Source organism: Noviherbaspirillum cavernae (genome assembly GCF_003590875.1).
Taxonomy (GTDB): domain Bacteria; phylum Pseudomonadota; class Gammaproteobacteria; order Burkholderiales; family Burkholderiaceae_D; genus Noviherbaspirillum; species Noviherbaspirillum cavernae.
The window spans coordinates 1541155-1565564 of the sequence record NZ_QYUN01000002.1 but is presented as its reverse complement, the minus strand read 5'-3'; the positions used below and the strand labels follow the sequence as shown (position 1 = coordinate 1565564).

23 protein-coding genes are annotated in these 24410 nt (G+C 55.5%); 7 read left to right on the top strand and 16 right to left on the bottom strand.

The window, feature by feature from the left end:
* Positions 1-48: 48 nt before the first annotated feature.
* The 3 genes from D3870_RS07360 to dcm all read right to left on the bottom strand — a co-directional run bounded on the left by D3870_RS07360 (position 49) and on the right by dcm (position 3695).
* Positions 49-1479 carry an MvaI/BcnI family restriction endonuclease gene (locus D3870_RS07360; protein WP_119737906.1) on the bottom strand — a complete coding sequence of 477 codons (1431 nt, stop codon included), beginning with the start codon at positions 1477-1479 and terminating at the stop codon, positions 49-51.
* Between the two features lie 625 nt (positions 1480-2104).
* The gene (locus D3870_RS23220; protein ID WP_422879664.1) at positions 2105-2296 is read right to left on the bottom strand and encodes a hypothetical protein; all 192 of its coding nucleotides are present in this window, start codon (positions 2294-2296) and stop codon (positions 2105-2107) included.
* 43 nt (positions 2297-2339) lie between these two features.
* A complete protein-coding gene (gene dcm / locus D3870_RS07350; protein ID WP_119737904.1) occupies positions 2340-3695 on the bottom strand; it encodes a DNA (cytosine-5-)-methyltransferase in 1356 nt (451 codons plus the stop codon).
* Positions 3696-3982: 287 nt separating this feature from the next.
* Here dcm and D3870_RS07345 point away from each other — a divergent pair.
* Positions 3983-4808, top strand: a protein-coding gene (locus D3870_RS07345; RefSeq protein ID WP_199710509.1) for an IS5 family transposase whose coding sequence is annotated in 2 segments (ribosomal slippage) — positions 3983-4351 and positions 4353-4808 — 825 coding nt in all. Because the reading frame shifts where the segments join, the coding sequence is not laid out codon by codon here.
* A gap of 89 nt (positions 4809-4897) precedes the next feature.
* Positions 4898-5723, top strand: a protein-coding gene (locus D3870_RS07340; protein WP_199710509.1) for an IS5 family transposase whose coding sequence is annotated in 2 segments (ribosomal slippage) — positions 4898-5266 and positions 5268-5723 — 825 coding nt in all. Because the reading frame shifts where the segments join, the coding sequence is not laid out codon by codon here.
* Between the two features lie 226 nt (positions 5724-5949).
* Here D3870_RS07340 and D3870_RS07335 read toward each other — a convergent pair.
* A protein-coding gene (locus tag D3870_RS07335; RefSeq protein WP_119737902.1) for an IS3 family transposase occupies positions 5950-7130 on the bottom strand; the annotation gives its coding sequence in 2 pieces (ribosomal slippage) (positions 5950-6878 and positions 6878-7130; 1182 coding nt in all).
* 55 nt (positions 7131-7185) lie between these two features.
* Between D3870_RS07335 and D3870_RS23215 the strand changes: the two genes are divergently transcribed.
* Complete coding sequence (locus D3870_RS23215; protein WP_158590404.1) at positions 7186-7350, top strand: HNH endonuclease; 165 nt, start codon at positions 7186-7188, stop codon at positions 7348-7350.
* A 381-nt stretch (positions 7351-7731) separates the two neighbouring features.
* On the opposite strand, the gene D3870_RS07320 is transcribed toward D3870_RS23215, so the two are convergent.
* From D3870_RS07320 to D3870_RS07290, 6 genes are all read right to left on the bottom strand, one after another.
* Entirely contained in the window at positions 7732-8448 is a 717-nt protein-coding gene (locus D3870_RS07320) for a GIY-YIG domain-containing protein (protein ID WP_119737896.1), read from the bottom strand.
* Complete coding sequence (locus tag D3870_RS07315) at positions 8441-8884, bottom strand: DUF6884 domain-containing protein (protein WP_199710558.1); 444 nt, start codon at positions 8882-8884, stop codon at positions 8441-8443. Before D3870_RS07315 ends, D3870_RS07320 begins: the two co-directional genes overlap by 8 nt.
* 408 nt (positions 8885-9292) lie before the next feature.
* Complete coding sequence (locus tag D3870_RS07310; protein ID WP_147375734.1) at positions 9293-9835, bottom strand: hypothetical protein; 543 nt, start codon at positions 9833-9835, stop codon at positions 9293-9295.
* Between the two features lie 11 nt (positions 9836-9846).
* A complete protein-coding gene (locus D3870_RS22515; RefSeq protein WP_199710556.1) occupies positions 9847-12051 on the bottom strand; it encodes an AAA family ATPase in 2205 nt (734 codons plus the stop codon).
* Positions 12052-12064: 13 nt separating this feature from the next.
* Positions 12065-12370, bottom strand: a complete 306-nt coding sequence (locus tag D3870_RS07295; RefSeq protein ID WP_119737890.1) for a helix-turn-helix transcriptional regulator — start codon at positions 12368-12370, stop codon at positions 12065-12067.
* A 123-nt stretch (positions 12371-12493) separates the two neighbouring features.
* A complete protein-coding gene (locus tag D3870_RS07290; protein WP_119737888.1) occupies positions 12494-13273 on the bottom strand; it encodes a hypothetical protein in 780 nt (259 codons plus the stop codon).
* Positions 13274-13295: 22 nt separating this feature from the next.
* On the opposite strand from D3870_RS07290, the gene D3870_RS07285 reads away from it, so the two are divergent.
* Entirely contained in the window at positions 13296-14048 is a 753-nt protein-coding gene (locus D3870_RS07285) for a hypothetical protein (protein ID WP_147375733.1), read from the top strand.
* Between the two features lie 197 nt (positions 14049-14245).
* Here the strand turns inward: D3870_RS07285 and D3870_RS07280 are convergent, their stop codons facing one another.
* The 6 genes from D3870_RS07280 to D3870_RS21995 all read right to left on the bottom strand — a co-directional run bounded on the left by D3870_RS07280 (position 14246) and on the right by D3870_RS21995 (position 19461).
* On the bottom strand, positions 14246-15670 hold the full coding sequence (locus D3870_RS07280) for a tyrosine-type recombinase/integrase (RefSeq protein WP_119737885.1): 1425 nt from the start codon (positions 15668-15670) through the stop codon (positions 14246-14248).
* Between the two features lie 400 nt (positions 15671-16070).
* Entirely contained in the window at positions 16071-16625 is a 555-nt protein-coding gene (locus D3870_RS07275; RefSeq protein ID WP_119741803.1) for a PEP-CTERM sorting domain-containing protein, read from the bottom strand.
* Between the two features lie 347 nt (positions 16626-16972).
* Positions 16973-17515 (bottom strand): dTDP-4-dehydrorhamnose 3,5-epimerase, encoded by a 543-nt coding sequence (rfbC, locus tag D3870_RS07270; RefSeq protein ID WP_119737883.1) that lies wholly within the window; start codon positions 17513-17515, stop codon positions 16973-16975.
* Between the two features lie 356 nt (positions 17516-17871).
* Positions 17872-18780, bottom strand: coding sequence for a dTDP-4-dehydrorhamnose reductase (gene rfbD / locus D3870_RS07265; RefSeq protein WP_119737881.1), 909 nt, complete (start codon positions 18778-18780; stop codon positions 17872-17874).
* Positions 18777-19115 (bottom strand): hypothetical protein, encoded by a 339-nt coding sequence (locus tag D3870_RS22000; RefSeq protein ID WP_147375732.1) that lies wholly within the window; start codon positions 19113-19115, stop codon positions 18777-18779. Before D3870_RS22000 ends, rfbD begins: the two co-directional genes overlap by 4 nt.
* A 154-nt stretch (positions 19116-19269) precedes the next feature.
* Positions 19270-19461: a hypothetical protein gene (locus D3870_RS21995; protein ID WP_147375731.1), complete on the bottom strand. Its 192-nt coding sequence runs from the start codon at positions 19459-19461 to the stop codon at positions 19270-19272.
* A gap of 961 nt (positions 19462-20422) precedes the next feature.
* Here D3870_RS21995 and D3870_RS22510 point away from each other — a divergent pair.
* The 3 genes from D3870_RS22510 (at position 20423) to D3870_RS23025 (ending at position 24173) form a co-directional block, all read left to right on the top strand.
* Positions 20423-21814, top strand: coding sequence for a hypothetical protein (locus D3870_RS22510; protein ID WP_199710801.1), 1392 nt, complete (start codon positions 20423-20425; stop codon positions 21812-21814).
* A gap of 403 nt (positions 21815-22217) precedes the next feature.
* Positions 22218-22904 (top strand): hypothetical protein, encoded by a 687-nt coding sequence (locus tag D3870_RS07255; protein ID WP_119737879.1) that lies wholly within the window; start codon positions 22218-22220, stop codon positions 22902-22904.
* Positions 22905-23069: 165 nt separating this feature from the next.
* Positions 23070-24173: a hypothetical protein gene (locus D3870_RS23025; RefSeq protein ID WP_199710799.1), complete on the top strand. Its 1104-nt coding sequence runs from the start codon at positions 23070-23072 to the stop codon at positions 24171-24173.
* Positions 24174-24410 lie beyond the last annotated feature (237 nt).

Sequence of the window (24410 nt, the reverse complement as noted above, 5' to 3'; positions counted from 1 at the left end):
TCAGGCCAAATCTGCATTGCAGTCGCACGGCTAAAGAAATGCTGTTATTTAACGCGCACGATCGGGAGCAATTGTCTTAAACCGGACTTCCTCATATAAGGCGGGGGCGGCCTTAGTAATATCGTTTACGCGCCATTGCGCCCGCCTCTTATTCTGCGACGGATCGGTCGGATGAAACTTGGGTGCCGGGTCAAGAAAAATCACACCATCATTGATAGCGTTAAGCAGCCTTTCCATCGACGTTGTCCGACACCACATGACAGTTGGAGCGAAGGTCACAATGTGCTCGTATCCAAGCGCCCGCAAATCCTCATCCGAATTGGCTTTCTTGGTTGCCGAAATATAGACCGCTTCGTTGTGCTTTGCGCCCCAGCAGTTCATCAGGCGTTCGATACTCCATCCGGCAGCAACTTCGCCACTTGGCCCTTCCAGAACAACATCAATCGCATCCATCTTTGCCGTCAGTGGCGTCAATGGATTGTATGGAAACGCCTTTAGCTCTTCTCCTTCGAAACGGTGTTCCCTGATCTTTAACGTCAGATTGGATTTCGAGCAGCACATATTTGCACGATGTATGCCTGTCAACCTGTACTCTCCACCCCCGTCCTTGTTCGTGTAGCCATATGTCGTCATAAACTTCGGAAAGTCGTCGGCATACAGACCAAAGTCAGGCTCTGGCGTAAAGAGCGTTACCTTTACTTGCGTGTGCGTCTTCAGTTCAATGCCGTAAAGATCACCGTCACTCCCCGAATTAGGGACAATGCCGAGTGCATGCTCCAAGGTATATCCGCAAACCTGCGTGCCGGAAAAAGGCACTGTGTTCCCATACACGTCCAGACGGCATCCAGGCAACGGCACATTGAGGACATCGGCGAGCCTTCGCTCCAGTTTTTCACTGTTACCCTGATCCAGAGTAAAGCGCTTGCATGCGCGCGCCCTTTCAAATCCGGGAAGCGCTGAAATCTCATGTTCCAGCTCCGGTGAAATGTGGATATAGACCAATCCAACGCACCGCCCGCCCGGGAGCTTGCCCAGCACAAGAAGTCGTTTTGCATCACCGTATGTTTTGGTAAAGGTGACAGAGAGAGATTGCGGAATCGTATTCTCGACGGTCTGCAAACCTGAAAGGCGCGCTTCTGGATATTGAGGGTAAATAATCGCCTTCATACGTTTCGCGGCGATTCGCGTGCCATCACGCTTTACCCACTCAAAGTCGTTAAATACCGCCTCAGGAATTCGCGAGCCGGGTGCAGACCTGTCTTTGGTTTCGCTGGTGCTTTCCCCGCGCTCCAGGAGTGTCATATCAAAGAGGTCATGCAGGACAAAGAAATCCGACGCGATGTAAATCTGGTTCTTGTCATTTGCATTCTTAGGCAACATCTTTAACAAGGCGACTTCAACGCCCAGCGCTGCGAGTCGCTGCCTGATCTCGCCAACGGACTGCGCGCTATGCTCAAACTCAGATGGGTAGCTGCTCATGATTTCCTCCTGTCAATGTTGCAAACAGGATATCATGAACAGAAGAAATATTTCAGATAAGTTTCGCGAATGTTTTTAAACTATTGTTTTATTTGTGTTTTTTATTTTTTACTTGGATTTTGCTTGGGTTAATCGCGGTTTATTGCCTCAGGGATATCTGGAAAACGGGAGCGCACGTCAGGTTCGCGTATTGCAAAGTGCTCGTACATACCCATGAATTCCGGGGATGCGGAGAATGAGAACTCCGCGAATGGAAGAAGCAGGCGCAATATCAGAATGCGCCACTGTGCGCGGCGCAGTAAGTCGTGGAGTTATTGCAGGGGAAACAGGTTAGAGCTGCCTGCCGCCCTATGCCGGCAAGTCGCCTATTTGTTGTTCTGCGAGGCAGTCGTGACAACTTAGCTCAGCAGAATTAAATGAAACGGAGTTTGGCGGCAAACGCAACCAAGCGGCTATTTGATTCGATAACGCCAATGGCGACAGCCGAAGACGTCCTTTCAACACACATTCCCAGATTGTCATTATCCGCCAGCCATCCGCACTCAATACTCCTCTGCTGCGTTGGTCACGCTCACGGTTTGCCGCGATCTTCGCCGCCCAGAAATCACGCCTCTCGGCCGGCATCTTAAACATGTAGCATGTTATGACCGTGCCAGAAGCAGCCATCAACAAAAATCGCTGCGTGATACTTCGGTAAGACGATATCAGGAGTTCCCGGTAGCTTTTTTACGTGCAGGCGAAACCGGAAACCTTGGGCGTGCAATAGCTGGCGAACTGCGACTTCGGGCTTCGTATCCTTATGCCGGATCGCGCGCATATTCGCGCTTCGACGATCCGGCGTATGCACATCTACCATCTATTCAGGCGGCACGCTTTCGCAATGCATCCTCGATCTTCTTGGCCGCAAGTATCCGGTCCTTCATCAGCTTCGCAACAGCGGTAAACACAGGAACAACCACTGAATTCCCGAACTGCTTATACGCTTGGGTATCAGAGACTGGAATCTTGAATTTCGACTCTCCGGGACCATCGTAGCCCATCAGGCGAGCACACTCTCGGGGGGTCAATCGTCGCGGCCGGTTCTTCACGTTGCGTTCGTGTGCAAAATCCAGTTTGGGATTAAAACCCCTATCGATAAGAATTTCAGAACCGTCTTTGTAATAGCGGGCGGATAAGGTTCGCGCAATATCACCATCCTTAACCAATCCGTATCCAAAGCCATTGCCTTTAGCTTTGTGCTTTATCGAGTAGTTGTACAGGTATTCCCAGAGCTTTGGCGTGAGGATGTAGTTATCAGCCACTTTCTTGTCCAGGATTTCGCCGAGTGTCGGTGTCTTTGGCGGATATAACTTGACGATATTTTTAAGCGAAAAGCCTTCGTGGATGCCCAAATCTTTACGGAATCCAACCAACACGATACGCTCACGATGTTGTGGCACAAAATAGCTGCCATCGATAATTTTTGAATCATTCGGCCCGGAATGATCAGCATCCGCCACCCAGTACCCAAGCTCGTCTAATGTGTCCATGATGACGCGAAAAGTCTTTCCCTTATCATGGCTCTTGAGATTCTTTACGTTCTCAAGCACGAACGCAGCAGGCTGCTTTGCCGCAAGAATCCGGGCGACGTCGAAGAAAAGCGTTCCCTGAGTTTCGCATTCAAACCCATGCTTTCGTCCCAAGGCATTCTTCTTCGACACACCCGCAATCGAAAATGGCTGGCACGGGAAACCCGCAAGTAGGACTTGATGATCGGGAACGGTCTCGTTGATATCGCGATAAGCCTGCTCCTCGGACAAGTCCAAACGGTCTGTGAAAGTTACCTCTCGGATATCTTCGTTAAATTTATGCTCTGGGTGCGAATAGTAATTTGCCTTATAAGTCCGAACGGCATATGAGTTCCATTCGCTTGTGAACATACAGCGCCCACCAATCTCTTCAAATCCGCGCCGAATTCCTCCGATGCCAGCAAAAAGATCAATAAAATCAAATTTATATGAGGAATCTTTTTTCTGCGGTGATTTTGGGAGCAGATTCTCCAGATGAAGAAATTCTGCGTGACTTAACTTCGGGGCTGCTTTTCCATTGAGCCAACGATTAATTGTTTCGCGGCACCATGTACCTGGCGAAATACCATTCAGATAATCCGCCACATATTTCTGGTCATAAATCTCCAGTACGTTTTTAAGCAGTGAGAATTCGTCCACGCGCTCCATATCCGTTTTCTTTCGTCTTTTTCAGGGCTAATCCAGTGACGTATTATCACTTATTTTACCCAGCGTAAGACAGGGAATTTCTTCGGTTACCACGCGCCGACTTAATTCATTTTCATTTCGCCAATGCTTTCGATAGTCGGGCAGCAGTTTGCCCTTGCCAACGGGCACGCTATAAGGGATCGCCGAACACGCCCAAGCCCACTTAGAGCCTATCCCGGTAGGCCGTCGGCAAGGGAAATTGCGAGGTAAATGGTGGTCCAAGCGCATGTTGGCGAAGGAGGTTCGACATGGGCATGGTCAAGCAGGACGACGGCTGGCGTTTGCCAGACAGACTCTGGGCGCAAATGGAGCCGCTTTTACCGCCACGCAAGCCACATCCGCTGGGCTGCCATAACCCGCGTGTCTGCGACCGGGCAGCCATGGATGCGATCTTGTTCGTGTTGCGTACCGGTTGCCAGTGGAATGCATTGAACGGTACCGGCATTTGTTCCAGCAGTTCGGCGCATCGGCGCTTTCAGGAATGGGTTGATGCCGGCGTGTTCGAGGAGTTCTGGATGCATGGGCTGTTGTCGGCAGCGGCGTTGCGGGAAATCGACTGGTCCTGGCTGTCACTCGACGGCGCGATGACCAAGGCTCCTCTGGGTGGGGAAAAAAATCGGCCCCAATCCAACGGATCGCGGCAAAGGCGGCGTCAAGCGCAGCCTGCTGACGGACGCACACGGCATTCCCCTGGCCATCGTCATTGATGGTGCGAACCGCCATGACATGAAGCTGGCGCGACCGACACTGGAGTCGCTGGAAGTGGGGCGACCGTCATTGCTTGCGGTGTGGCCACAAGGACTGTGCCTGGACAAGGGCTATGACTATCCGCAGATCCAGCAGTTGGCGCTTGAATTGGGCTACCGGGCGCACATCCGGTCACGCGGGGAGGAAGCGCAGCAGCGGCAGACGGGAACGAGAGCCCGCCGCTGGGTGGTGGAGCGTACGCATAGCTGGCTGAACCGGTTTCGTGGCTTGCTGATTCGTTGGGCCAAGAAGGCGAAGAACCATCTCGCGTTCCTTCATCTCGCCTGCGGCATTATCACCTGGCGAAGCATAGGCCTACTGGGATAGGCTCTTAGAGCCTATCCCGGTAGGCCGTCGGCAAGGGAAATTGCGAGGTAAATGGTGGTCCAAGCGCATGTTGGCGAAGGAGGTTCGACATGGGCATGGTCAAGCAGGACGACGGCTGGCGTTTGCCAGACAGACTCTGGGCGCAAATGGAGCCGCTTTTACCGCCACGCAAGCCACATCCGCTGGGCTGCCATAACCCGCGTGTCTGCGACCGGGCAGCCATGGATGCGATCTTGTTCGTGTTGCGTACCGGTTGCCAGTGGAATGCATTGAACGGTACCGGCATTTGTTCCAGCAGTTCGGCGCATCGGCGCTTTCAGGAATGGGTTGATGCCGGCGTGTTCGAGGAGTTCTGGATGCATGGGCTGTTGTCGGCAGCGGCGTTGCGGGAAATCGACTGGTCCTGGCTGTCACTCGACGGCGCGATGACCAAGGCTCCTCTGGGTGGGGAAAAAAATCGGCCCCAATCCAACGGATCGCGGCAAAGGCGGCGTCAAGCGCAGCCTGCTGACGGACGCACACGGCATTCCCCTGGCCATCGTCATTGATGGTGCGAACCGCCATGACATGAAGCTGGCGCGACCGACACTGGAGTCGCTGGAAGTGGGGCGACCGTCATTGCTTGCGGTGTGGCCACAAGGACTGTGCCTGGACAAGGGCTATGACTATCCGCAGATCCAGCAGTTGGCGCTTGAATTGGGCTACCGGGCGCACATCCGGTCACGCGGGGAGGAAGCGCAGCAGCGGCAGACGGGAACGAGAGCCCGCCGCTGGGTGGTGGAGCGTACGCATAGCTGGCTGAACCGGTTTCGTGGCTTGCTGATTCGTTGGGCCAAGAAGGCGAAGAACCATCTCGCGTTCCTTCATCTCGCCTGCGGCATTATCACCTGGCGAAGCATAGGCCTACTGGGATAGGCTCTAAGCGTTCGATATGAAGCTGCCCTTCCGGCATAGCGAGTCGCGACACGTTCTGTTCGGCTACAGCCCGAGGTTCCCCGAAGGCCAAAGTAGAAGAACTGACCAGATTGCTGACGATAGCCGACACCTTTTACAGCTACCGCTGCCTTCGGGCAGGAGCTTTCCGCGACAGTACGTCAAAAGATGAGGTTCCCTCGGTTTTTCGTCTTCCAGCAGATGTCCTTTATGCAGCCAGTCTTTCCTGACTCTGCTCACTGATCCAGTGATCCAAATACTGAATTGATGATCGATAACCGAGGGTCGAGTGTTGCCGCTTGCGATTGTAAAACACCTCGATGTATTCGAAGCTGGCCGCCTTCATGTCGGCATGGGTTGCGTAACGCACGCCATGCACCCGTTCGTTCTTGAAGCTGTTGAACCAGCTCTCTGTCGGTGCGTTATCCCGGCAGTTGCCCTTGCGGCTCATCGAGCAGGTCATGCCATATTCCTTGAGCCTGTCCTGAAAGGCATGGCTGGCGTATTGACTGCCGCGATCCGAGTGATGCAGGATGCCGGGATCCGGCCGTCGGCGAAACCACGCCATTGTCAGCGCATCAGTCACCAGATCGGCGGTCATGCGCGGCTTGAGCGACCAGCCAATCACTTCCCGATTGAACAGATCCAGAACGATGGCCAGATACAGCCAGCCTTCATCGGTCCACAGGTAGGTGATGTCCGACGTCCAGACGCGGTCAGGGGCTGCCGGGGTGAAGTGGCGATCAAGCAGATTGTCTGCCACCGACAAGCCGTGTTTCGAGTCCGTCGTGACCTTGTAGCGCCGTCTATGGCGGGCATGAATGCCGTTCTCGCACATCAACCGCTCGACACGCTCCTTGCCGGCTGTAAAGCCGCGCAGCCGCAGTTCGCGGAGCATGCGCGGACTGCCGTACGCCCCTTTCAGTTCGGGATGGATGGCACGAATCACGGCCAGCATCTGCGCATCCGTCAACCGCTTGCGACCAGGTGTGCCGCCACGCTTCCATGCACGATAACCGCTGATGCTGACCGCGAGCACGGCGCACATTTCCGTCAGCGCAAAGACATTGCCATGCGCGTCAATCCAGGCGTACTTCACAGAACATCCCGCGCGAAGTACGCCGCTGCTTTTTTTATGATTTCGTTCTCCCGCTTCAGGCGGGCATTCTCTGCACGCAGCCTGGACAGTTCCATCGCTTCCGGCGTGATGACCTTGCTGCCAGCCCCTGTCAGCTTGCCTGCTGCCGCAGCCTTGACCCAATTGCGCAGCGTCTGTTCATTGAGTCCCAACTCCTTCGCCGCCGCCACAATCGCCTGCCCATCCGCCACCCGTTTGACGGCCAACTCCTTGAACTCCGTCGTATATGCCTGTTTTGGTATTTTCTTCATTTCCTGTTCTTCCAAAGTAACGTTGATTTTACGTCCCCATGGAAGACGAAATTCCGTGGAAAGCTCACTCCACGTACACCATAAAGTTGCGATCTCCGAAGACCCGTCACGAGCGCTCGACCCGAGTAATGCTGTAACCCTTTGCAAAAAATGTCATCAAGAGACGGAAAATTTCGGTACGAAACTGATACATAAACGAAGGAGACAGAGAGGCGTCTAAGCCTTCCTTATGGCAACTCCGCAGGATAGCAACGAGCTGTGGAATTTGATAAAGCGCGGCGCTACTTCTACGGAGCGCTCTTGGGCGAAGATGCTCAACATGTCCGAAGATGCTCAAACAAAAAGGATGGGCATCTTCGGACATGTTGAGCACCTTCGGTATGCGACACGCCGACCATCACGCATATTGGCGAAGTATTTCACCGACACGATACCGCCCTTACAAGCCATATCGTTCGTCAAATTCATTGACCATGTGGAAATTCGTCACTAGTTCGCAAGGGCATCATCTTTACTCGGATGAGGGCGTGATGCTTTGGTGGGTTATGCGGGCGCTCGGACGAGCGGGCTGGCGCGCCGAGCTATCAATGAAATAGTGCGCCTAAAGATGCTGCTTCACGGTGCGTTCCACGGCCGTCGCCAGCACGTTCAGGAATCGCGGATCATAGGTCTGCCCGGTGTAGTCGACGTTCCATAGCCTGCTACTACGAATCTCCGATCGCGGGCTATGCAGCCCCAACCAAGACCTTGACGCGGACTCGGTGGACATACCGACCTGAGATAGCAGCGCAATGGCATTCCTTTCAATGAAGGCGCGTTCGCTGGTTGGTCCAGGAGCATCGGGCACATCAACCCATAAGATGGGCATTGCGCCGATGTATGCAGATACCTCGCGCTCGCACGCCGCCTCGGCCAACTGATTCGTCACACTTTCACGCAACCTTGGCGGCGCAGCTTGGCCCACACCCCACGTCGGCAACGACAGACCGTCACGGGCAATCAAGGCAGCGCCGATATGGCGTCGAAACACTGAACCACGATGATTCCCGCCACCTGCGCGCGTGCCGCAGTGTGTACGCAAGCGCTGCCACAACGTGGATTTTGCGTTTGCGCTGACGGCGTGGGTGCCGACCCTAACAATGCGCGGCGAATTTGGATGACTCCGGCGGTACTCGCCTGGCTCATGAAAAAAATATACCCCCCGAAGCGGGAAGCGCGCTCGGCCCGAATAGGAACCTAAGTGCTCACCCTGCCCCGCTGCCTCAAGGCGGGTCAGAAGCGTGTAAAACTGGTCGAGATCAGATAGTAAATTACGCATTACGTGTCTGCTCGTTCAACCAGCTAAGCTGACGACCAAATGGAAGTCCCTCCATGGGCACTCGCGTGACAAACCCATGGTACTTGAGAAACGGGACGAGGTGCTCGCGGTAACGGTCTCCCGCAAGAAAAACGACCGTAACGCCGGTTGGTAATACTTGGAGCAGTTGTTGTTGGACGCGTGAAGCCCACGCTAACCGATCCGGCTTACGCATAGTGTTCAAGGTGCGCTCATATGGAGCAATCACCTGGCTAGGCCGCAGTACACCATATTCGGCAGACAGGATAAACCAAGCATCGGCGTATTGTTCTGCATAGCGGCGCATGCCCGTAAAGAGCGTCGAACGATACAGGTCCTGTGCGGCTGCCGCACGCTCTTGCTTTGTCTTCACGCACGAAACGAGGGCCACGCATTGTTCCATTTGTCTTCCATTCATGAATGAAGAATCCTTGGGACCGAGAGGTTTGTTGCAGCTCAATGTGCGGCATGGTGCTGTGTGCTCGCAGACGCATCGCCAGTCAGTCGGAACACCACCCGGCACTCATGTTAGTCGAGCCGCCCAACACCGGAATGATTCAACGCAAACAGGATACCGAGTACGCGCACCCAGAGCAGCGGCATTTTGAGCGACTTCGGAGCATGGTCAGTTCCGTTCCCCTCACCAATAAGCCGACATGGCCTGATGAAAGGTAGTTAGTGAGAAAGCACAATACGACGACCGTTTCATTGCGTCAAAACCTGCGTCAAGCTGCGTCACACGCTCTAGTTGTCCATCGCCTTCTCGTCCGCCGAAACGATCTTCATAGTGGGACGACGTTTAGCGAATTGCACACCACTTTCCACTTTAGGCAGGCCAACGGCGCTCATGGCCCGTGCGCTGGTCGGCATCGTCCGGTCCAGGCAGATAGCCGGCGCATCGCTGCAACAGGTCCTGGATTGGTTCATAGGTCTGGGTGGCGTTCAGCTCGCCGCGTATGGCGGCCATGCACTGACCGCTCGGCATTAGGTTCCGGCATTGCGTGCAGGTCCTCCGCTCGTCGCCGAAAGTAATCGAGCGCGGTGCTTCTTCTGCACGGTCGGGTACATCCCCCTCATTGCGGCGTTGGCGCTTGAAGTCATCCTGGATGGACAGGTCGTTTGCCTGATGGTGCGCTAGCGCTGCCTCGCGCGTAAGGTCATCATCAGTGGTCAATGTGGCGATCGACATGTGACCGACGTTCTCGTCTGCGACAGCGGCCTCTTCCAACAGCACAGCAAGGATCGCAGGCTTGTTTTGCCGGATCAGCGGCATCCAACGCTTCACCGCCAGTTTGTGACCGGCGAGCTTGATCGTGTCGGTGTCGGACAAGGCGAGTGTCACCCCATCCTTTCTGGCGACCTCGACCATTGCCGCCGGCATCATACTTCCACCTCAGCGTAGTCCGAGTCGCCACGATCGTTCTGATCCGAATCGTCCCGAAGATGCTCACGATTCCCGAAGGTGCTCACGATATTTTGTTGGGCACCTTCGGCATTTTGTTGAGCACCTTCGGGCTGCTGGATGCGCTTTGAGGGCAGCGCCCATTTCCAGGGGCCTTTCAGTCCAGACTTGGAAGACTTGATGCCGAGCGCTTTTTGCGCGCGGCGGATCGTGGGCCACGAATAGCCCGCACCGTTGGCATCAGCCTTGACCTGGTTGACCGGCAATGGTCCATCGGCCAGCAAATCAGAGAGAAAGCGCTTGGCATCGGCCGAGGTGCCGCCCTCGCCGTCATCGGCAGCCGTATCGGCCGTCGCCAACAACTCGCGCGCCGTGCCCTCGACTGCATTACCCCACAGCACGGACGAAGCGACGATGCCGGGATGGCTTTTCATTTCGCCTTGATGCAAATCGTATTCAAAACCGCCATCGTCTGGACCGATGTTGCTTTTGGCGCGCAAGAACACGCGCACGGTGCGACCATGTTCATCTTCCTCCTGGTACTTGGCCGCCATCATCACCACGCGCGCCAGAGCGCCGAACGCGAGGCTGCCGGTCAAGCGCTCGACCGGATCGCGTCCGGCGGTGCCCTTGGTAAGGTGCGTAATACCCAACAGCGCGCATCGCATCGATGCCGCTAGATCGACCAACGGTTGCAGACCACGTCGCACCTCGGCGTTTTTGTGCGAGTCGCCGACAACCACCGATACGATCGGATCGACAATCAACAGGCGAACGTCGCCGATTTCAATCAGCTTGCGCGTCAGTTTGTCCATGTCGCGGGCGGGATCGAACGAGCGGCGCTCGTTCCCTTCGCGAACGTCAGTGATGAAATAGACGCGTGATAGGTCCGCCCCTGACAAAGCGAGTCGCGGAACCAATGTATCGCGCGGGTCATCCTCGCCGGTCCAAATCACCACGTTGCCCAAAGGAGCACGCATGCCATCCGGCCAGCGTCTGCCGACCGATACCGTCGCCGCCAGCGCCATCGCAATGGTTGTCTTGCCAGTGCCGGGCGCACCGCCGAGGATATGCATTTTGCCGGCGGCCAGCCAACCCTGCCATAGCCACATCACCGGCTCGGGCGTCAGGTCACTACCTCGAATCAGCTCGACGTGACCGGCGTATTCTTCCTCCGGCACGTTTTTTTGCTCGGGTTGGACTGATAGCGGTTCCGGCGCTGTTGCGGCTGCTATCGCCTGTTTTACGGCTTCCTGGCCATGCAGCACCGCGAGATCGTTGAAGTCGGTTGCGTTGTCTGGGCGATCTTGGCCGAACGCCGGGATGGCAAGCAGCGCCCCCACAGCCCGCGCGGCGTTTTCCGCCTGTTCCATGCCATTGCCGAGATCGCCGAGAATCACCAGACGCGCCATGGGATAGCGCGCGCGCATGACCTTAGCCACGGGCAGCAGGTTGCCCGCCGAAAGCGCGGCGACCACCGGGTAGCCAGTCGCGGCTTGAACTGACAGGACCGTTGCCACCCCCTCGCCGATCGACAGAATCAGTTCAGTGCCTTCGCCGTCCGGCAGCGGCTGCGCGGCCCAATAACCGGCCGCCTTTGCGCCGCCGTAGATGGCCGATTTGCGCCCGTGGACATCGATAAGCTCGCAAGTCGAAATCATGTTGCCGATCTTGACCGGCGCGACCAGCAAGCGGCCGGTAAGTTCTTCGCCGCGCGACTTGGGCGTGTAATCGAGAAGCGTTGCTGCATCATGGGCGTCGATCTCCCGCAACGTCGGCACGGGGGCCACATGCTTGTGCATCAAGTAAGGATGATCGGACGAGGCCGGAGCCGCTTTTTTCCAGAGCGTGATGGCCTTGGTGGCGGCTTCGACACGGCGCAGCTTTTCATCGGTTTCGCGTTTCGCGCGCATAGCGGGCGCACGGCGTTTGTGCTCCTCCTGCTCGGCTTGAGTCAGTGCACGGCCAATGTCGACGCGCCAGGTTTGGTCCACGTCGGTGCGGTAGTCGCCGATCCAGCCGGCCGGGATGCCGTCCAGATGCAGCACGTAGCGGCCGGAATCGTCACCACGCTGGCCATTGCTGGCGAAGCGGTGCAGCTTACCGTCCGCCACTATGTTATCCGGCGGCATCAGTCCTGCACGCTGGATCGCGTCACGGAATTGGGAAAGGATGTCATTCACGGTGCACGCCTCCTTACGCCGTTTTCTTGTTGATCGATTCAGGCTCCTCCGCCACGTTGCACATTTCTGCAACAAGGCAAGGCGCGGCCTTGCGGGCGGCCTCCAATTGCTTCACCAAGACGCGAATTTCATCATCGGACTTGGCGGCAATGCGGGCCGCATTCAGCGCATCGATTTCGTTTTCGGGCCAGCCGCGTGCGCGCGGACCGAGCGCGACCGGGCGCGTCATGAGGCCATCTTTGATTTGGTTGTAATGCGTCGAACGGCTTACACCACTCTTCGCCTTTACTCCGGGAAAACGCAGGATTGTTTTCGGCATGTCTGTCCTCCATGGACCTTGTTGAACACGCCTACAGGATGATTTTTTAGATGTGATTCGGGGCCGAATTCGGTACTAGCAAATCCGAATTTGGCATTATCAAATCCGAATTCGGTTTTACGCCTATTTCGTTCTGCGGCTGTCGACGGCAGCAGGAATCTGCGAGAAGATTCTGCGAATCGTATCATCAGTCACCCGCGCACCCATTTGCTCCGTCCACCCTTCGACTTGCTTAGCACTGCCTCTGGCAGTTGGGTCAATATCGGAATAATCAAGCACTGCCGCCAGTACCGTTAGCACTGAGTTGCGCTCGGTCGTACTGAAGGGCTTTTCTAGAGCAGCATCACGTTCTGCCGCCATGGCCACGATCTGTGCATGAAGCGCATCGCGCTCTGCCATCACATCGGCAAGCGATTGCCGCGTGACTTGAAGCATCGTGTCGGTCTCATTGAGCTGCGCCTGCAAGGCATCGCGCTCTGCCTGCACCGCCTGAAGCTTAGGCGCGTCTACGTGCGCATGCTCGGTGCGCTCGATCTCATCGAACAGGAAAGCTGGCCTTTGACTTGGATAACGACGAATCATCCATTCTTTCAGGTCACGGTGGAAAATCTTCAAGCCAGGTGCCGCTCTCGGCAATGACTCAACAGCCTGCATCTTTCTACCACTCCGTGCAATCCACCATGCCGGCAAGCGATCGTAAATAATGGCATCCCACAACCTTTCTGCAAGCGCCTGCACACAGGCCCACTGCGGGAACTCAGTCGCGTCTGGCCAAGGAATCCCATGGCTGTCGACCACCGCCAAAATTTCAGCCTCTTCAGCTATTAGGCCACCCCAACGAATCGCTGCTTCAATCGGCCGGTAATTCGGTTCGTCTAGCTCGGCCCACCAATCTAGTTTCATTGGAAACTCTTTCCGTTATGAATTGTCCAACGGAGTATATCCACCAAACTACCTTAAAGAAAAACAAGAATTTCTTGTGGACACAGGTGCCTGTTGTTTAGGTCGGGTATCGCGAATTGTTGAAGGTCAACGCAGCCATCTTTGTCCCGCAGAACACGACATTGTCATTCCCTGCTTCGTCGACGACGAGTTGCGACTCTACACAATAGGCCTGGCGCTCGCGCCCGACAGGAAAACCCAAGTGTTCCGCTATACGCGGCACGTTGTGAACCCGTCGAAAGATCGACCACACCGGGCGCACTGTCTTGGGCTGACCGGATCGGGAGCGCTGTGCCTTATGCACGATAAGCGCTGGATGCGTGATTTATTGCGACTGGTCCGCGCAAGCGACGCAAAGCGGGTATCACCACTTGTAGTTGCCGATCACTTGGCGCGCTTCAACCTGTTTGCGCATCAAAATACCGCTGACGGCACCGTTGGGCCGCGTGCCATCGTCGCGTGGAGACACAATAAGTCGGGGGTATATAGGGGCGGCGGCGGACACCAGTTTTATGACGGAACTGTGCGCGAACGTGGTGCCGACCAGTTACCTACAATCGCCAATGGGATGGATATACAAGCCCTGGTGACTGTCACGATGCCCTTCATGATGCCGTACCTGATATCGCAGTTAAATGCATTGCATACTGGTGAGGAACCAAGCGTACTGGATGTCACAAGACTGGATGCAGAGGTTGCAAAACTACCTACGCACCCTGAGGAGGACCTTAAATAGACGATTAACTATGGCGTCACACGGTGCTGTGCCGATGGCGCTATCCAACGGCATTGGGGGTATTGGCGGGTTATTGGGCCAAATCGCCACCTGCTCATTCTGTCCACTCAGGTCCACTAACCGCTCCGGATGATCAGCGGTTCGATAGCCGCCGCGCCAGCGACTGTCGTCGTAGCCGCCAGCGGGGTCATTGAGACTTACGCCTTACGCTGAAATGGGACCACATTTTCTGGCGCAGCGAGAATCGCTGATAGCTGCCCTCCAAGCCGAGCCCATGCCTCGCGTTTCTCGCTGGCGTAATCGTGATGGAGGTAGTGCCGGCGTACCTTGCTGCCCGCCAGCACATGGTTCTGGCAGCGGTCAATCATGTCCATCGAAACGCCCAGGCTCTGCATCATCGTCGCGCCAGTGCGGCGCAGATCGTGCGGAGTCCACGCTCCCTTCTTCCCGCTTGCCAGAACCAGCGTGTTGTCGTTGCGCCGGTTCTTCATCGGTTTGCGCGGTCCACCATCGAGGGACTTCTTGAACATCGTCTGCCGGTCGCCGATCTGCTTGCTCATAGACTTCACGTTTACATACCCTTCCTTGTTCCGCGCCGGGAAGCACCATTCAGACTTGCCGGTGATCTTATGCAACTGCCGGAAGCGTTCGATGGTGAAGTCGGATAGATAGACCGTCAGGTCGCTGGCGTTGTCCTTGACGTTCTCGCGCGGGATAAACCATGCGCCGGATTCAAGATTGAGATGCTCCCATCGGGCCATGGACAACTCACCGACGCGGCAAAGCGTCGAGAGCATAATCCATATCGCGCATTGGACTACCCTCTCCAGCGGCTGCACGGCAGTTCGCTTGTTGTCCGCTTGCTCGTACTCCGCGTGCATCCGTCTGAAGATGTCACGCAGCTCCCGAATCTCTTCGGTGGACAGAGTCCGGTCGCGTTGATTGTTCAAGTCGTAATCGGGGCTGACGATCTTGTCGATCTCGATCAGCTCCATCGGATTACCATCGGCGAACAGCTTGCGCCATGGCTGGCGCTTCTCTGCCCAGGCGAACATCTGCATCAGGTTGTTACGCATCGCAACGGCTGCGCGATTGACGCCACGCACAACCATGGCGCGAAGCACGCCCCGCAGGTCGTGCTCCGTGAGCGCCCTAACCTCTTTCCTTCCGATCTTGGGTAGCGCGTCCGCATTGAAGGAGCGGCGCAACTCGGCGTTGCCATCCTTTCGTCTGACACCATCGGCGATCCATGCATCGAACATGTCCTGCACGGTCAGCCCTTCGGCCTTCCCGTGTTCGATCTCTGCCAACCGCACTGCGATGGCTTCCCGCTGTTCCTGCTTCTCGACTTTCTTCTTGGCGACCGGATCGACGCCTTCGGTGACTCGGAGTTTCGCTGCATCACGATTGGCACGAATCTGGGACAGACTGACAGCAGGCCAAGTGCCGCAGGAGATGTCTTTGAATTTTCCGTCGAAGCGATATCGATAATAGAAGGAGACGGCAACCGTGTCGTCAGCTTTGGCGCGAATCCGGCCAAACAAATTGCCCTCGTCGCGGATTACCGAACCGCTTCGGTCGAGGCGTAATGACTCCAGCGTCTTCTGCGTAATCTTGGTCATTTTGAGTTGTAAGGGGTCTGGGTTCCGAAGTTTTACCCCTACATTTACCCCTACAGTTTCGATGGCTTTTAGCGTACACCATTAGAGTCTCTCGGACAACGAATTATCTTAACCATATGATCTTAAATGGATTTTATGAACGTTATTGGATGCTATTGGGCTTCCCCGGACGCTAATTTAATGACATGGGGTGCAAGGGGTCGGAGGTTCGAATCCTCTCGCCCCGACCAATGAAATCAATGACTTGCGAAAGGCCGCCTTGTGCGGCCTTTTCGTTTTTGGATGCTTGGCAAGAATGAATCCGAAATGATACCCGGCGCTGATATCCACAATACCGGCTGCGCCGCACCCTGAAAAAGAAAAAGCCCGTCAAAGCGGGCTTTTTTCCGGATGATTGAGATCACTGCCTGCGTCTGCGCGCCACGCCAAAGCCCAACAGACTAATGCCAAGCAAGGCAAGACTTGTCGGTTCAGGTACTGCATTGCCAACAGTCCCCTTCTCCACCTTCGCTATCAAAGTGGCATCGACGAATTCATAATTACCGGACGTCGCGCTCAGCTTCACAGACAGCAGTCCATCAGCGATGAGATCTGCCAAAGCATTCAGGAGATTAATCGAATAGGTTTGTCCTTGCGACCCATTGTTTACATTCTGGGCACTATAGATTTGTGAGGTGCCTCCACTGCCAATAAGAAAGGTGAAGGTTTCATTGCCCTTTTGGGCATTGTCCATAAGATGAATCTTCAACTCTGCCGACACGATTGTGTCAACCCCGGCAACATAGCTCTCAGCCCCATCGGTAATGTCAAAGACAAAGGTAAAAGGATTGTTTGTCGTAACCGTTCTATCCGGAGAAGGGTTGACATAGTCTGCGATAGTAATAGGAGCAGCAGTCACAGTACCGAATGCGCAAACCAGCGCCAAACCTAAGAGTGCTTTTTTAAGGGAATCCATTTTGACATCCTTTGACAAATAGATCAGGAGTAACCACTTTTCGTTAAGCAATCTTTATACCGGTTGTTAAATTACAATTAAATCAAATAGTTACAAAACAAATCGGCAATCAAGAGCTTGGACTGTAAGAAAAATCGACGACTTCGGACGTCCCTCGATAGGTCAAAACGCGGGGAATTGGGGAAGTGCACTGCGATTTCCACGGGCTTGGCCGTCGACCGTGCCTTTGCTGGCCAGAAAAATACCGTGGACTCCGGAAGCATTACGAGCACAAGCTCACAGACGAGTTTGCAACTCGTTGTGTCGGCCTTCCTGCCGCTGTTATTGCAGGGCCATTTACCTGACTCTTAGAACGTCTCTGCTAAATGAAAGGGAACGCCTTGTGCATCCTTGGCAGAAACAATTGGGCCGGACGAGATTGGCCAGTCAATCGCTAGTTCCGGGTCATTCCATGCAATGCAACGCTCGCAATCAGGTGCCCAATAGTCGGTGGTTTTGTAAAGAAAATCAGCGGTATCGGAAAGCACGAGAAACCCGTGTGCGAAACCTTCCGGAATCCACAGCTGCTTTTTATTCTCGGCGCTGAGGACTTGACCTATCCAATGCCCGAATGTCGGGGAAGACTTCCTGAGATCGACAACGACATCAAGAACTTCACCTGCCACGACGCGAACAAGCTTTCCTTGCGGCCGAGTCACCTGATAGTGCAATCCGCGCAGAACGTCTTTGCTTGACCTTGAGTGATTATCCTGAACAAAGGTCACTTCCCGACCAACCAATTCCTTAAGCTCTCGTTGGTTGAAGCTTTCAAAGAAAAATCCACGATCGTCCTCCCAAAGCCGTGACTGCAGAAGAAGAACATCCGGTATGGCGAGAGGAGTCGCATTCATGAAAATATGCCTTCCTTAAGATGTCGTTGCATGTGTTTGCCGTAACCGTTCTTGTCCAAGAGTCGTGCGGGTCTCGCCGTTCCATGGCATCGATCGATCTCTGCCGGCATGCGATTTCGTCCGGACGTGCAATCTTGAGTCGCTGTCGAGCCGTAGCAAGTAATGTCATGAATCGGCTGGCGTCGAACATCGGCCCGTGTGTGTATCGGCCCTGTTTCCCGCAGGATGCCAATGATTCGATTTCGGTGAATCGTTTTTCGCTGTCCGCCTTCTTTCAGAAACAGTCTCTACATCCTCATGAAGTCAATGCTGGAGACAGACCACACTTCCATCGACAAGAATAATTCCCTTGCATTTCATAGCTTTCCTTGCGAAGCCAATTCATCCATCATGCGCTTGACGAGAATCTGCCAATCAGGCGGGGTGACGTTAAAAGTAGTACTCAATTTCGTTGTATCGAGCCGTGAATTCCTGGGTCTGGCCGCGGACACTTTATAAGATTCGGTTGATATGGGTTCAATCGCATCCGGACCTGTTTTTAGCAGCACTCCATGTGCGGCAGCAAGTTCCAATATGTACTGCGCATATGCGTACCAGGTGGTGTGGCCTCCAGCCGCAAGATGGTAAGTGCCGGTGAAGCGACCGGATGCATCAGGGGTATTCAATATGCGATACAAGGCAAGTGCCGTAACGTCCGCAATCAGCTCTGCGCTTGTCGGTGCGCCGTGCTGATCGGCGATAACGTTTAATGTCTGCCGTTCTTTTGCCAGGCGAAGGATCGTTTTCGGGAAATTACTTCCCTTGGCAGCATAGACCCAACTAGTGCGGAAGATCAGGTGCTTATTGGGGTTTAATGTCCGAACAAACTGTTCCCCTTCCAGTTTTGTCAGGCCATAGACTGACAACGGATTAGTAGCATCCAGCTCGACGTAGGCGGTTTCCTTCTTGCCATCGAAAACATAGTCCGTCGAATAGTGAATCAGCCATGCTCCAATCCGATTCGCCTCTTCCGCAAGCAAGGAAACTACCTCTCCGTTGATTCGGCGAGCCTTGTCCGCTTCGGTCTCCGCTTTATCCACTGCCGTGTAGGCAGCTGCATTAACGATGATGTCAGGCTTATGCGATCTGATGAGTACTCGCAGATTCTCAAAATCTTCAAGATCAGCTTCCTCATGGCCGAAGGCATGCAGTTCACCGAGCGGACTCAACGAACGCTGCAGCTCCCAACCGACCTGTCCGTCTTTACCAAGCAGAAGGATCTTCATGCGCCGCAATACCTATTCGTCCGGTTGCGGCAGATTCTGGTCATTACATCAAGAACCCATTCTTGATTATCAAGATACGAACTGACTGATGTACGAATGTCGAGTTCAAAGGGTTCAGATGCCTTCCAGGCAAGCTCTCTTTCCAGCTTGCCTGGATCGATGGCGTAACAATGATCGAGCCTTGGGCGTTCTTTGACGAACTCCAGTCGTTCGTAGATGCGATTTCCAAATCCGGCACCACCGGTAATGAGAATAGCCATTTGAGTTAGAAAATTCATTTTTGCGATGTCTAGATTCCATTCAACCCGTGATGTAAATGAACTCAGTACCGCCAATCTGCTGTGCTGACATCGCAACTCGATAAAGAAGCGCAGCCACGTTCCTGCAACTTGGATAAATGCAAAAAACGGTTTGGCATCGAAACTTTGAAAAGCCTCACTTTTCGTTCCTGTTTAGTGAGTAATTGTCCATCTCAATACGAAATAATTTTCATTCCAATGCCGAGAAGGCAATGGAAAGTGGGAACTTTTTTTTTCCCTCAAGTTCCGCCCAAAATAAAAAATATAAAGGGGCAGGTTCGTATAAATTTCGTTGCGAAAACACTTGACGGTACGTAATATTTCCTCGCGACACAACAGTCAATTTGGCCATTCTTTTTGGTATGGCCTTTTTGATTTTCATGTACTGGAATCTTGTTTATTTCAACTGCCTATAAGTTATTAACCACCCCTTGCATTTCCGGCTTGCTTGAAATGCCTGTCTCCTGAGTTGATTCCTGAATTTCAGAAATGACAAACGATAGATTCAATCTATCGCGGGGGAGCTTTTGCCTGAAAAACACTGATCTTGCCGTCGGCGTTTTCGCATCCACCGGATAAGTTACTGGCTAATTAGAAACCATGAATCACTGCAAATCATTATCGATTTCGATGCGTTACCTGCCAGCAGAACAAGCATCGACCATTGGCAGTAGCTGCCATGTGGAACATGCCGTGATGCCGCAACGTATGAATCGCAAGCCTCTCGATAACAAAGTGCACGTGCTTGCGAGCCTCAATCTACCGCCCGGGAGAATCCGGATCGCGGGCAATGGTGCCTCACTGATTTCCATCCAGCGAAATCCGAAACGGTTTTCGTATCGCAGACGATGCGTGGATCTTCTGCATCACCCACCCTTCTCTGACTGCGCTGCATAAGCAACGTCGCCAATCCCGCTCCTTGTAACACCCGATGTCTTCTGCCTCGTAGATCGAGGCGGCTGGATCGTCACACGCAAAATTTTAGAAAGGTCATCATCATGAACGAGTTCTTTACAAAACTCGCACCATTTTCTCAACGACGCTCGCAGATTCTTTTGCTATCTGTTGGGTGCTGTCTGACACCGTTAGTACTGGCTCAGAGTGCGCCTATCGCTACCAGCGATGCTGCGAACGCCTACTACAAGATTCCTTACACTGGCACAGTGAAATGGGTTCGAGTATTCATCGACGCAGATCGCAATGCCGCAACCGGATATCGTTTGGCAAACGTCGGTGCAAGCCATCTGATCGAGAATGGTTATCTGTATCGCTATTCTGGCAGCGGCGGCTCTAACTGGGCTTGGACTTTCGTCAAACGCGTCGATTATTCTGCCGCGAATGGGATGGCAAATGTAAGCGTAGCGCGTACCGATCTCGGTTCGCCGTCGAGCCTTGATCTGGTGACCCAGACTGAATCGCCAATGAAAACGTCGGCGAAGCTTACCCAAACGTTTACAGTTGCCGCACCGCAGGCAACCAGTGACGCAACGAACGTCTACTACAAAATTCCTTACTCTGGCACGCCTCAATGGATACGCGTATTCCTTGACGCAGATCGCAATGCCACGACTGGCTATCGCTTCGGCACCGTCGGGGCCGGCTATTTGATCGAGAATGGATATCTATATCGCTATTCTGGCAGTGGTGGCACCAATTGGACGTGGACATTCATCAAACGCGTTAACTATACCTACGCCAACGGAGTGGCCAATCTGACCGTATCCCGTGCCGATCTTGGATCGCCGTCTGGCATTGATCTGATCACACAAACCGAGTCGCCAAACGCAGTATCGGAAAAAGTCAGCCAGACGCTTTCTCCGTCACCGTCACCGTCACCGTCACCGTCACCGTCACCGTCACCGTCACCGACGCCGACGCCGTCACCGACGCCGACGCCGACTCCGACTCCGACTCCGACTCCGACTCCGACTCCGACTCCGACTCCGACTCCGACTCCGACTCCGACACCGACACCGACACCGACACCGACACCGACTCCGACTCCGGCACCAGCGTCCGGGCTGTCTGCACAGCAGCTGTCGGATGACATGGCCAAGTCGCACGAGGCGTACGCCCATGGCGTCAATCCGGCATGGGGATGGGGCTCCGGTCCGATCCTGACGAACGGCGTCAACTTCCCGTCCGACTACCCCTCTCCCCACTTCGTGCCGTGGGGCGTTGCCGCCACCGCCACCACCGGCAGCCCGGCCCGCAACGTGCGCGTGCAGATCCGCAAGGTGATCCTCGACATCAAGCGCAACGGCACCTGGTCGCGCGTCGCCTACAACACCACCGATTCCCAGGTCGTCGGCACCCTCTACACCAACTACCAGACCAACACCACCGCCCCCGCCAATGTGCGCAAGCACGGCGCCGACGGCATCTCCGTCAGATTGCCCGATACCGGCGGCTCCTTCCACTTTTACACCGCCAACCGCATCCCGGTCGCGTTCGGCGCCCAGGAGATCATCACGCGGCTGGAGGCGCGCCTGATCGTGGACGATGCCGCCAAACCCGACGACCGCGCCTCGGCTCGACTGCTGGTCAACTCCGGCGGCGACATCTGGCGCAGCGCCACCCAGACATGGAACGGCTCGGGCTCCAACGTCGAATCCGCCATCGGCCGCTTCAAGTTCGCCTCCAACGACTGGCGGACGTTCACCTCCCATACCCTCACCACCAGCGCCGAGATCAACGACTACCTCGCCAGGGAGTCGGCACTGAGCCCTCGGTAAACATCAGCAAGCGTCTTCGCTTTCCATCGTCATTCAATCTGACGTCCAGATGCAGCAGCAGTTTGCAGCTGCATCTGGACACGGAGCCTGACTGCAATCTTCGTGTTTGGAAGCGGGATGCCTTTCGCCTCGGGGCGATTCCATTGTTCCTTATGAAGGCAAAAACATGATGAAACAAAAACCTTGTATTCCCGCCTTGCTATTGGCTTTGACACTTTCCGCTTGCGGCGGGGGCGGTAGTGATTCGACCGCACAAACCGATCAACAAGCTGGCATTCAAGACGCACAAACCGACACAAGCACACAAGTTGATACTGAGGCGCCGACTCCGACTCCGACTCCGACTCCGACCCCGACTCCAGCACCGGCGTCCGGCCTGTCTGCACAGCAGTTGTCGGATGACATGGCCAAGTCGCACGAGGCGTACGCCCATGGCGTCAATCCGGCATGGGGATGGGGCTCCGGTCCGATCCTGACGAACGGCGTCAACTTCCCGTCCGACTACCCCTCTCCCCACTTCGTGCCGTGGGGCGTTGCCGCCACCGCCACCACCGGCAGCCCGGCCCGCAACGTGCGCGTGCAGATCCGCAAGGTGATCCTCGACATCAAGCGCAACGGCACCTGGTCGCGCGTCGCCTACAACACCACCGATTCCCAGGTCGTCGGCACCCTCTACACCAACTACCAGACCAACACCACCGCCCCCGCCAATGTGCGCAAGCACGGCGCCGACGGCATCTCCGTCAGATTGCCCGATACCGGCGGCTCCTTCCACTTTTACACCGCCAACCGCATCCCGGTCGCGTTCGGCGCCCAGGAGATCATCACGCGGCTGGAGGCGCGCCTGATCGTGGACGATGCCGCCAAACCCGACGACCGCGCCTCGGCTCGACTGCTGGTCAACTCCGGCGGCGACATCTGGCGCAGCGCCACCCAGACATGGAACGGCTCGGGCTCCAACGTCGAATCCGCCATCGGCCGCTTCAAGTTCGCCTCCAACGACTGGCAGACATTCACCTCCCATACCCTCACCAACAGCGCCGAGATCAACGACTACCTCGCCAGGGAGTCGGCACTGAGCCCTCGGTAAACATTAGCGAACATCCCCGCTTTCCATCGTCATTCAATCTGACGTCTAGATGCAGCAGCGGTTTGCAGCTGCATCTGGTCACGGAGCCTGACTGCAATATTCGTGTTTGGAAGCGGGATGCTTTTCGCCTCGGGCGATTCCATTGTTCCTTATGAAGGCAAAAACATGATGAAACAAAAACCTTATATTCCCGCCTTGCTATTGGCTTTGACACTTTCCGCTTGCGGTGGGGGCGGTAGTGATTCGACCGCACAAACCGATCAACAAGCTGGCATTCAAGACGCACAAACCGACACAAGCACACAAGTTGATACTGAGGCGCCGTCACCGTCACCGTCACCGTCACCGTCACCGTCACCGTCACCGTCACCGTCACCGTCACCGACGCCGACGCCGACGCCGTCACCGACGCCGACGCCGACTCCGACTCCGACTCCGACTCCGACTCCGACTCCGACTCCGACTCCGACTCCGACTCCGACACCGACACCGACACCGACACCGACACCGACACCGACACCGACTCCGACTCCGACTCCGGCACCAGCGTCCGGGCTGTCTGCACAGCAGCTGTCGGATGACATGGCCAAGTCGCACGAGGCGTACGCCCATGGCGTCAATCCGGCATGGGGATGGGGCTCCGGTCCGATCCTGACGAACGGCGTCAACTTCCCGTCCGACTACCCCTCTCCCCACTTCGTGCCGTGGGGCGTTGCCGCCACCGCCACCACCGGCAGCCCGGCCCGCAACGTGCGCGTGCAGATCCGCAAGGTGATCCTCGACATCAAGCGCAACGGCACCTGGTCGCGCGTCGCCTACAACACCACCGATTCCCAGGTCGTCGGCACCCTCTACACCAACTACCAGACCAACACCACCGCCCCCGCCAATGTGCGCAAGCACGGCGCCGACGGCATCTCCGTCAGATTGCCCGATACCGGCGGCTCCTTCCACTTTTACACCGCCAACCGCATCCCGGTCGCGTTCGGCGCCCAGGAGATCATCACGCGGCTGGAGGCGCGCCTGATCGTGGACGATGCCGCCAAACCCGACGACCGCGCCTCGGCTCGACTGCTGGTCAACTCCGGCGGCGACATCTGGCGCAGCGCCACCCAGACATGGAACGGCTCGGGCTCCAACGTCGAATCCGCCATCGGCCGCTTCAAGTTCGCCTCCAACGACTGGCGGACGTTCACCTCCCATACCCTCACCACCAGCGCCGAGATCAACGACTACCTCGCCAGGGAGTCGGCACTGAGCCCTCGGTAAACATCAGCAAGCGTCTCTGCATTCCCTCATTCCTTATCCTCCAAGGGATGATGGGATGACATACCTCAATTTGATCTCCAAGGATTGTGGTAATTTTTGTGAAATGCCTCGTCGAATCAGATGCGGTTTGCCAGCCGGTCAAACGTTGAGGCAGCTATCAGTCCAAGAGTTCCTGACAGAATGAGGATGCATTCTCTGGCTAGAGCAACGCCGGCGTAGGCAGTACGCGTAGCAAGG

Bases quoted from the DNA above. Each gene is read 5' to 3' on its own strand.
- D3870_RS07360 (WP_119737906.1), bottom strand. From the start codon at position 1,479: ATGAGCAGCTACCCATCTGAGTTTGAGCATAGCGCGCAGTCCGTTGGC.
- D3870_RS23220 (WP_422879664.1), bottom strand. From the start codon at position 2,296: ATGCGCGCGATCCGGCATAAGGATACGAAGCCCGAAGTCGCAGTTCGC.
- dcm (WP_119737904.1), bottom strand. From the start codon at position 3,695: ATGGAGCGCGTGGACGAATTCTCACTGCTTAAAAACGTACTGGAGATT.
- D3870_RS07320 (WP_119737896.1), bottom strand. From the start codon at position 8,448: ATGCGTAATTTACTATCTGATCTCGACCAGTTTTACACGCTTCTGACC.
- D3870_RS07315 (WP_199710558.1), bottom strand. From the start codon at position 8,884: ATGAATGGAAGACAAATGGAACAATGCGTGGCCCTCGTTTCGTGCGTG.
- D3870_RS07310 (WP_147375734.1), bottom strand. From the start codon at position 9,835: ATGGTCGAGGTCGCCAGAAAGGATGGGGTGACACTCGCCTTGTCCGAC.
- D3870_RS07295 (WP_119737890.1), bottom strand. From the start codon at position 12,370: ATGCCGAAAACAATCCTGCGTTTTCCCGGAGTAAAGGCGAAGAGTGGT.
- D3870_RS07290 (WP_119737888.1), bottom strand. From the start codon at position 13,273: ATGAAACTAGATTGGTGGGCCGAGCTAGACGAACCGAATTACCGGCCG.
- D3870_RS07280 (WP_119737885.1), bottom strand. From the start codon at position 15,670: ATGACCAAGATTACGCAGAAGACGCTGGAGTCATTACGCCTCGACCGA.
- D3870_RS07275 (WP_119741803.1), bottom strand. From the start codon at position 16,625: ATGGATTCCCTTAAAAAAGCACTCTTAGGTTTGGCGCTGGTTTGCGCA.
- rfbC (WP_119737883.1), bottom strand. From the start codon at position 17,515: ATGAATGCGACTCCTCTCGCCATACCGGATGTTCTTCTTCTGCAGTCA.
- rfbD (WP_119737881.1), bottom strand. From the start codon at position 18,780: ATGAAGATCCTTCTGCTTGGTAAAGACGGACAGGTCGGTTGGGAGCTG.
- D3870_RS21995 (WP_147375731.1), bottom strand. From the start codon at position 19,461: ATGAAAATCAAAAAGGCCATACCAAAAAGAATGGCCAAATTGACTGTT.
- D3870_RS22510 (WP_199710801.1), top strand. From the start codon at position 20,423: ATGGCAAATGTAAGCGTAGCGCGTACCGATCTCGGTTCGCCGTCGAGC.
- D3870_RS07255 (WP_119737879.1), top strand. From the start codon at position 22,218: ATGGCCAAGTCGCACGAGGCGTACGCCCATGGCGTCAATCCGGCATGG.
- D3870_RS23025 (WP_199710799.1), top strand. From the start codon at position 23,070: ATGATGAAACAAAAACCTTATATTCCCGCCTTGCTATTGGCTTTGACA.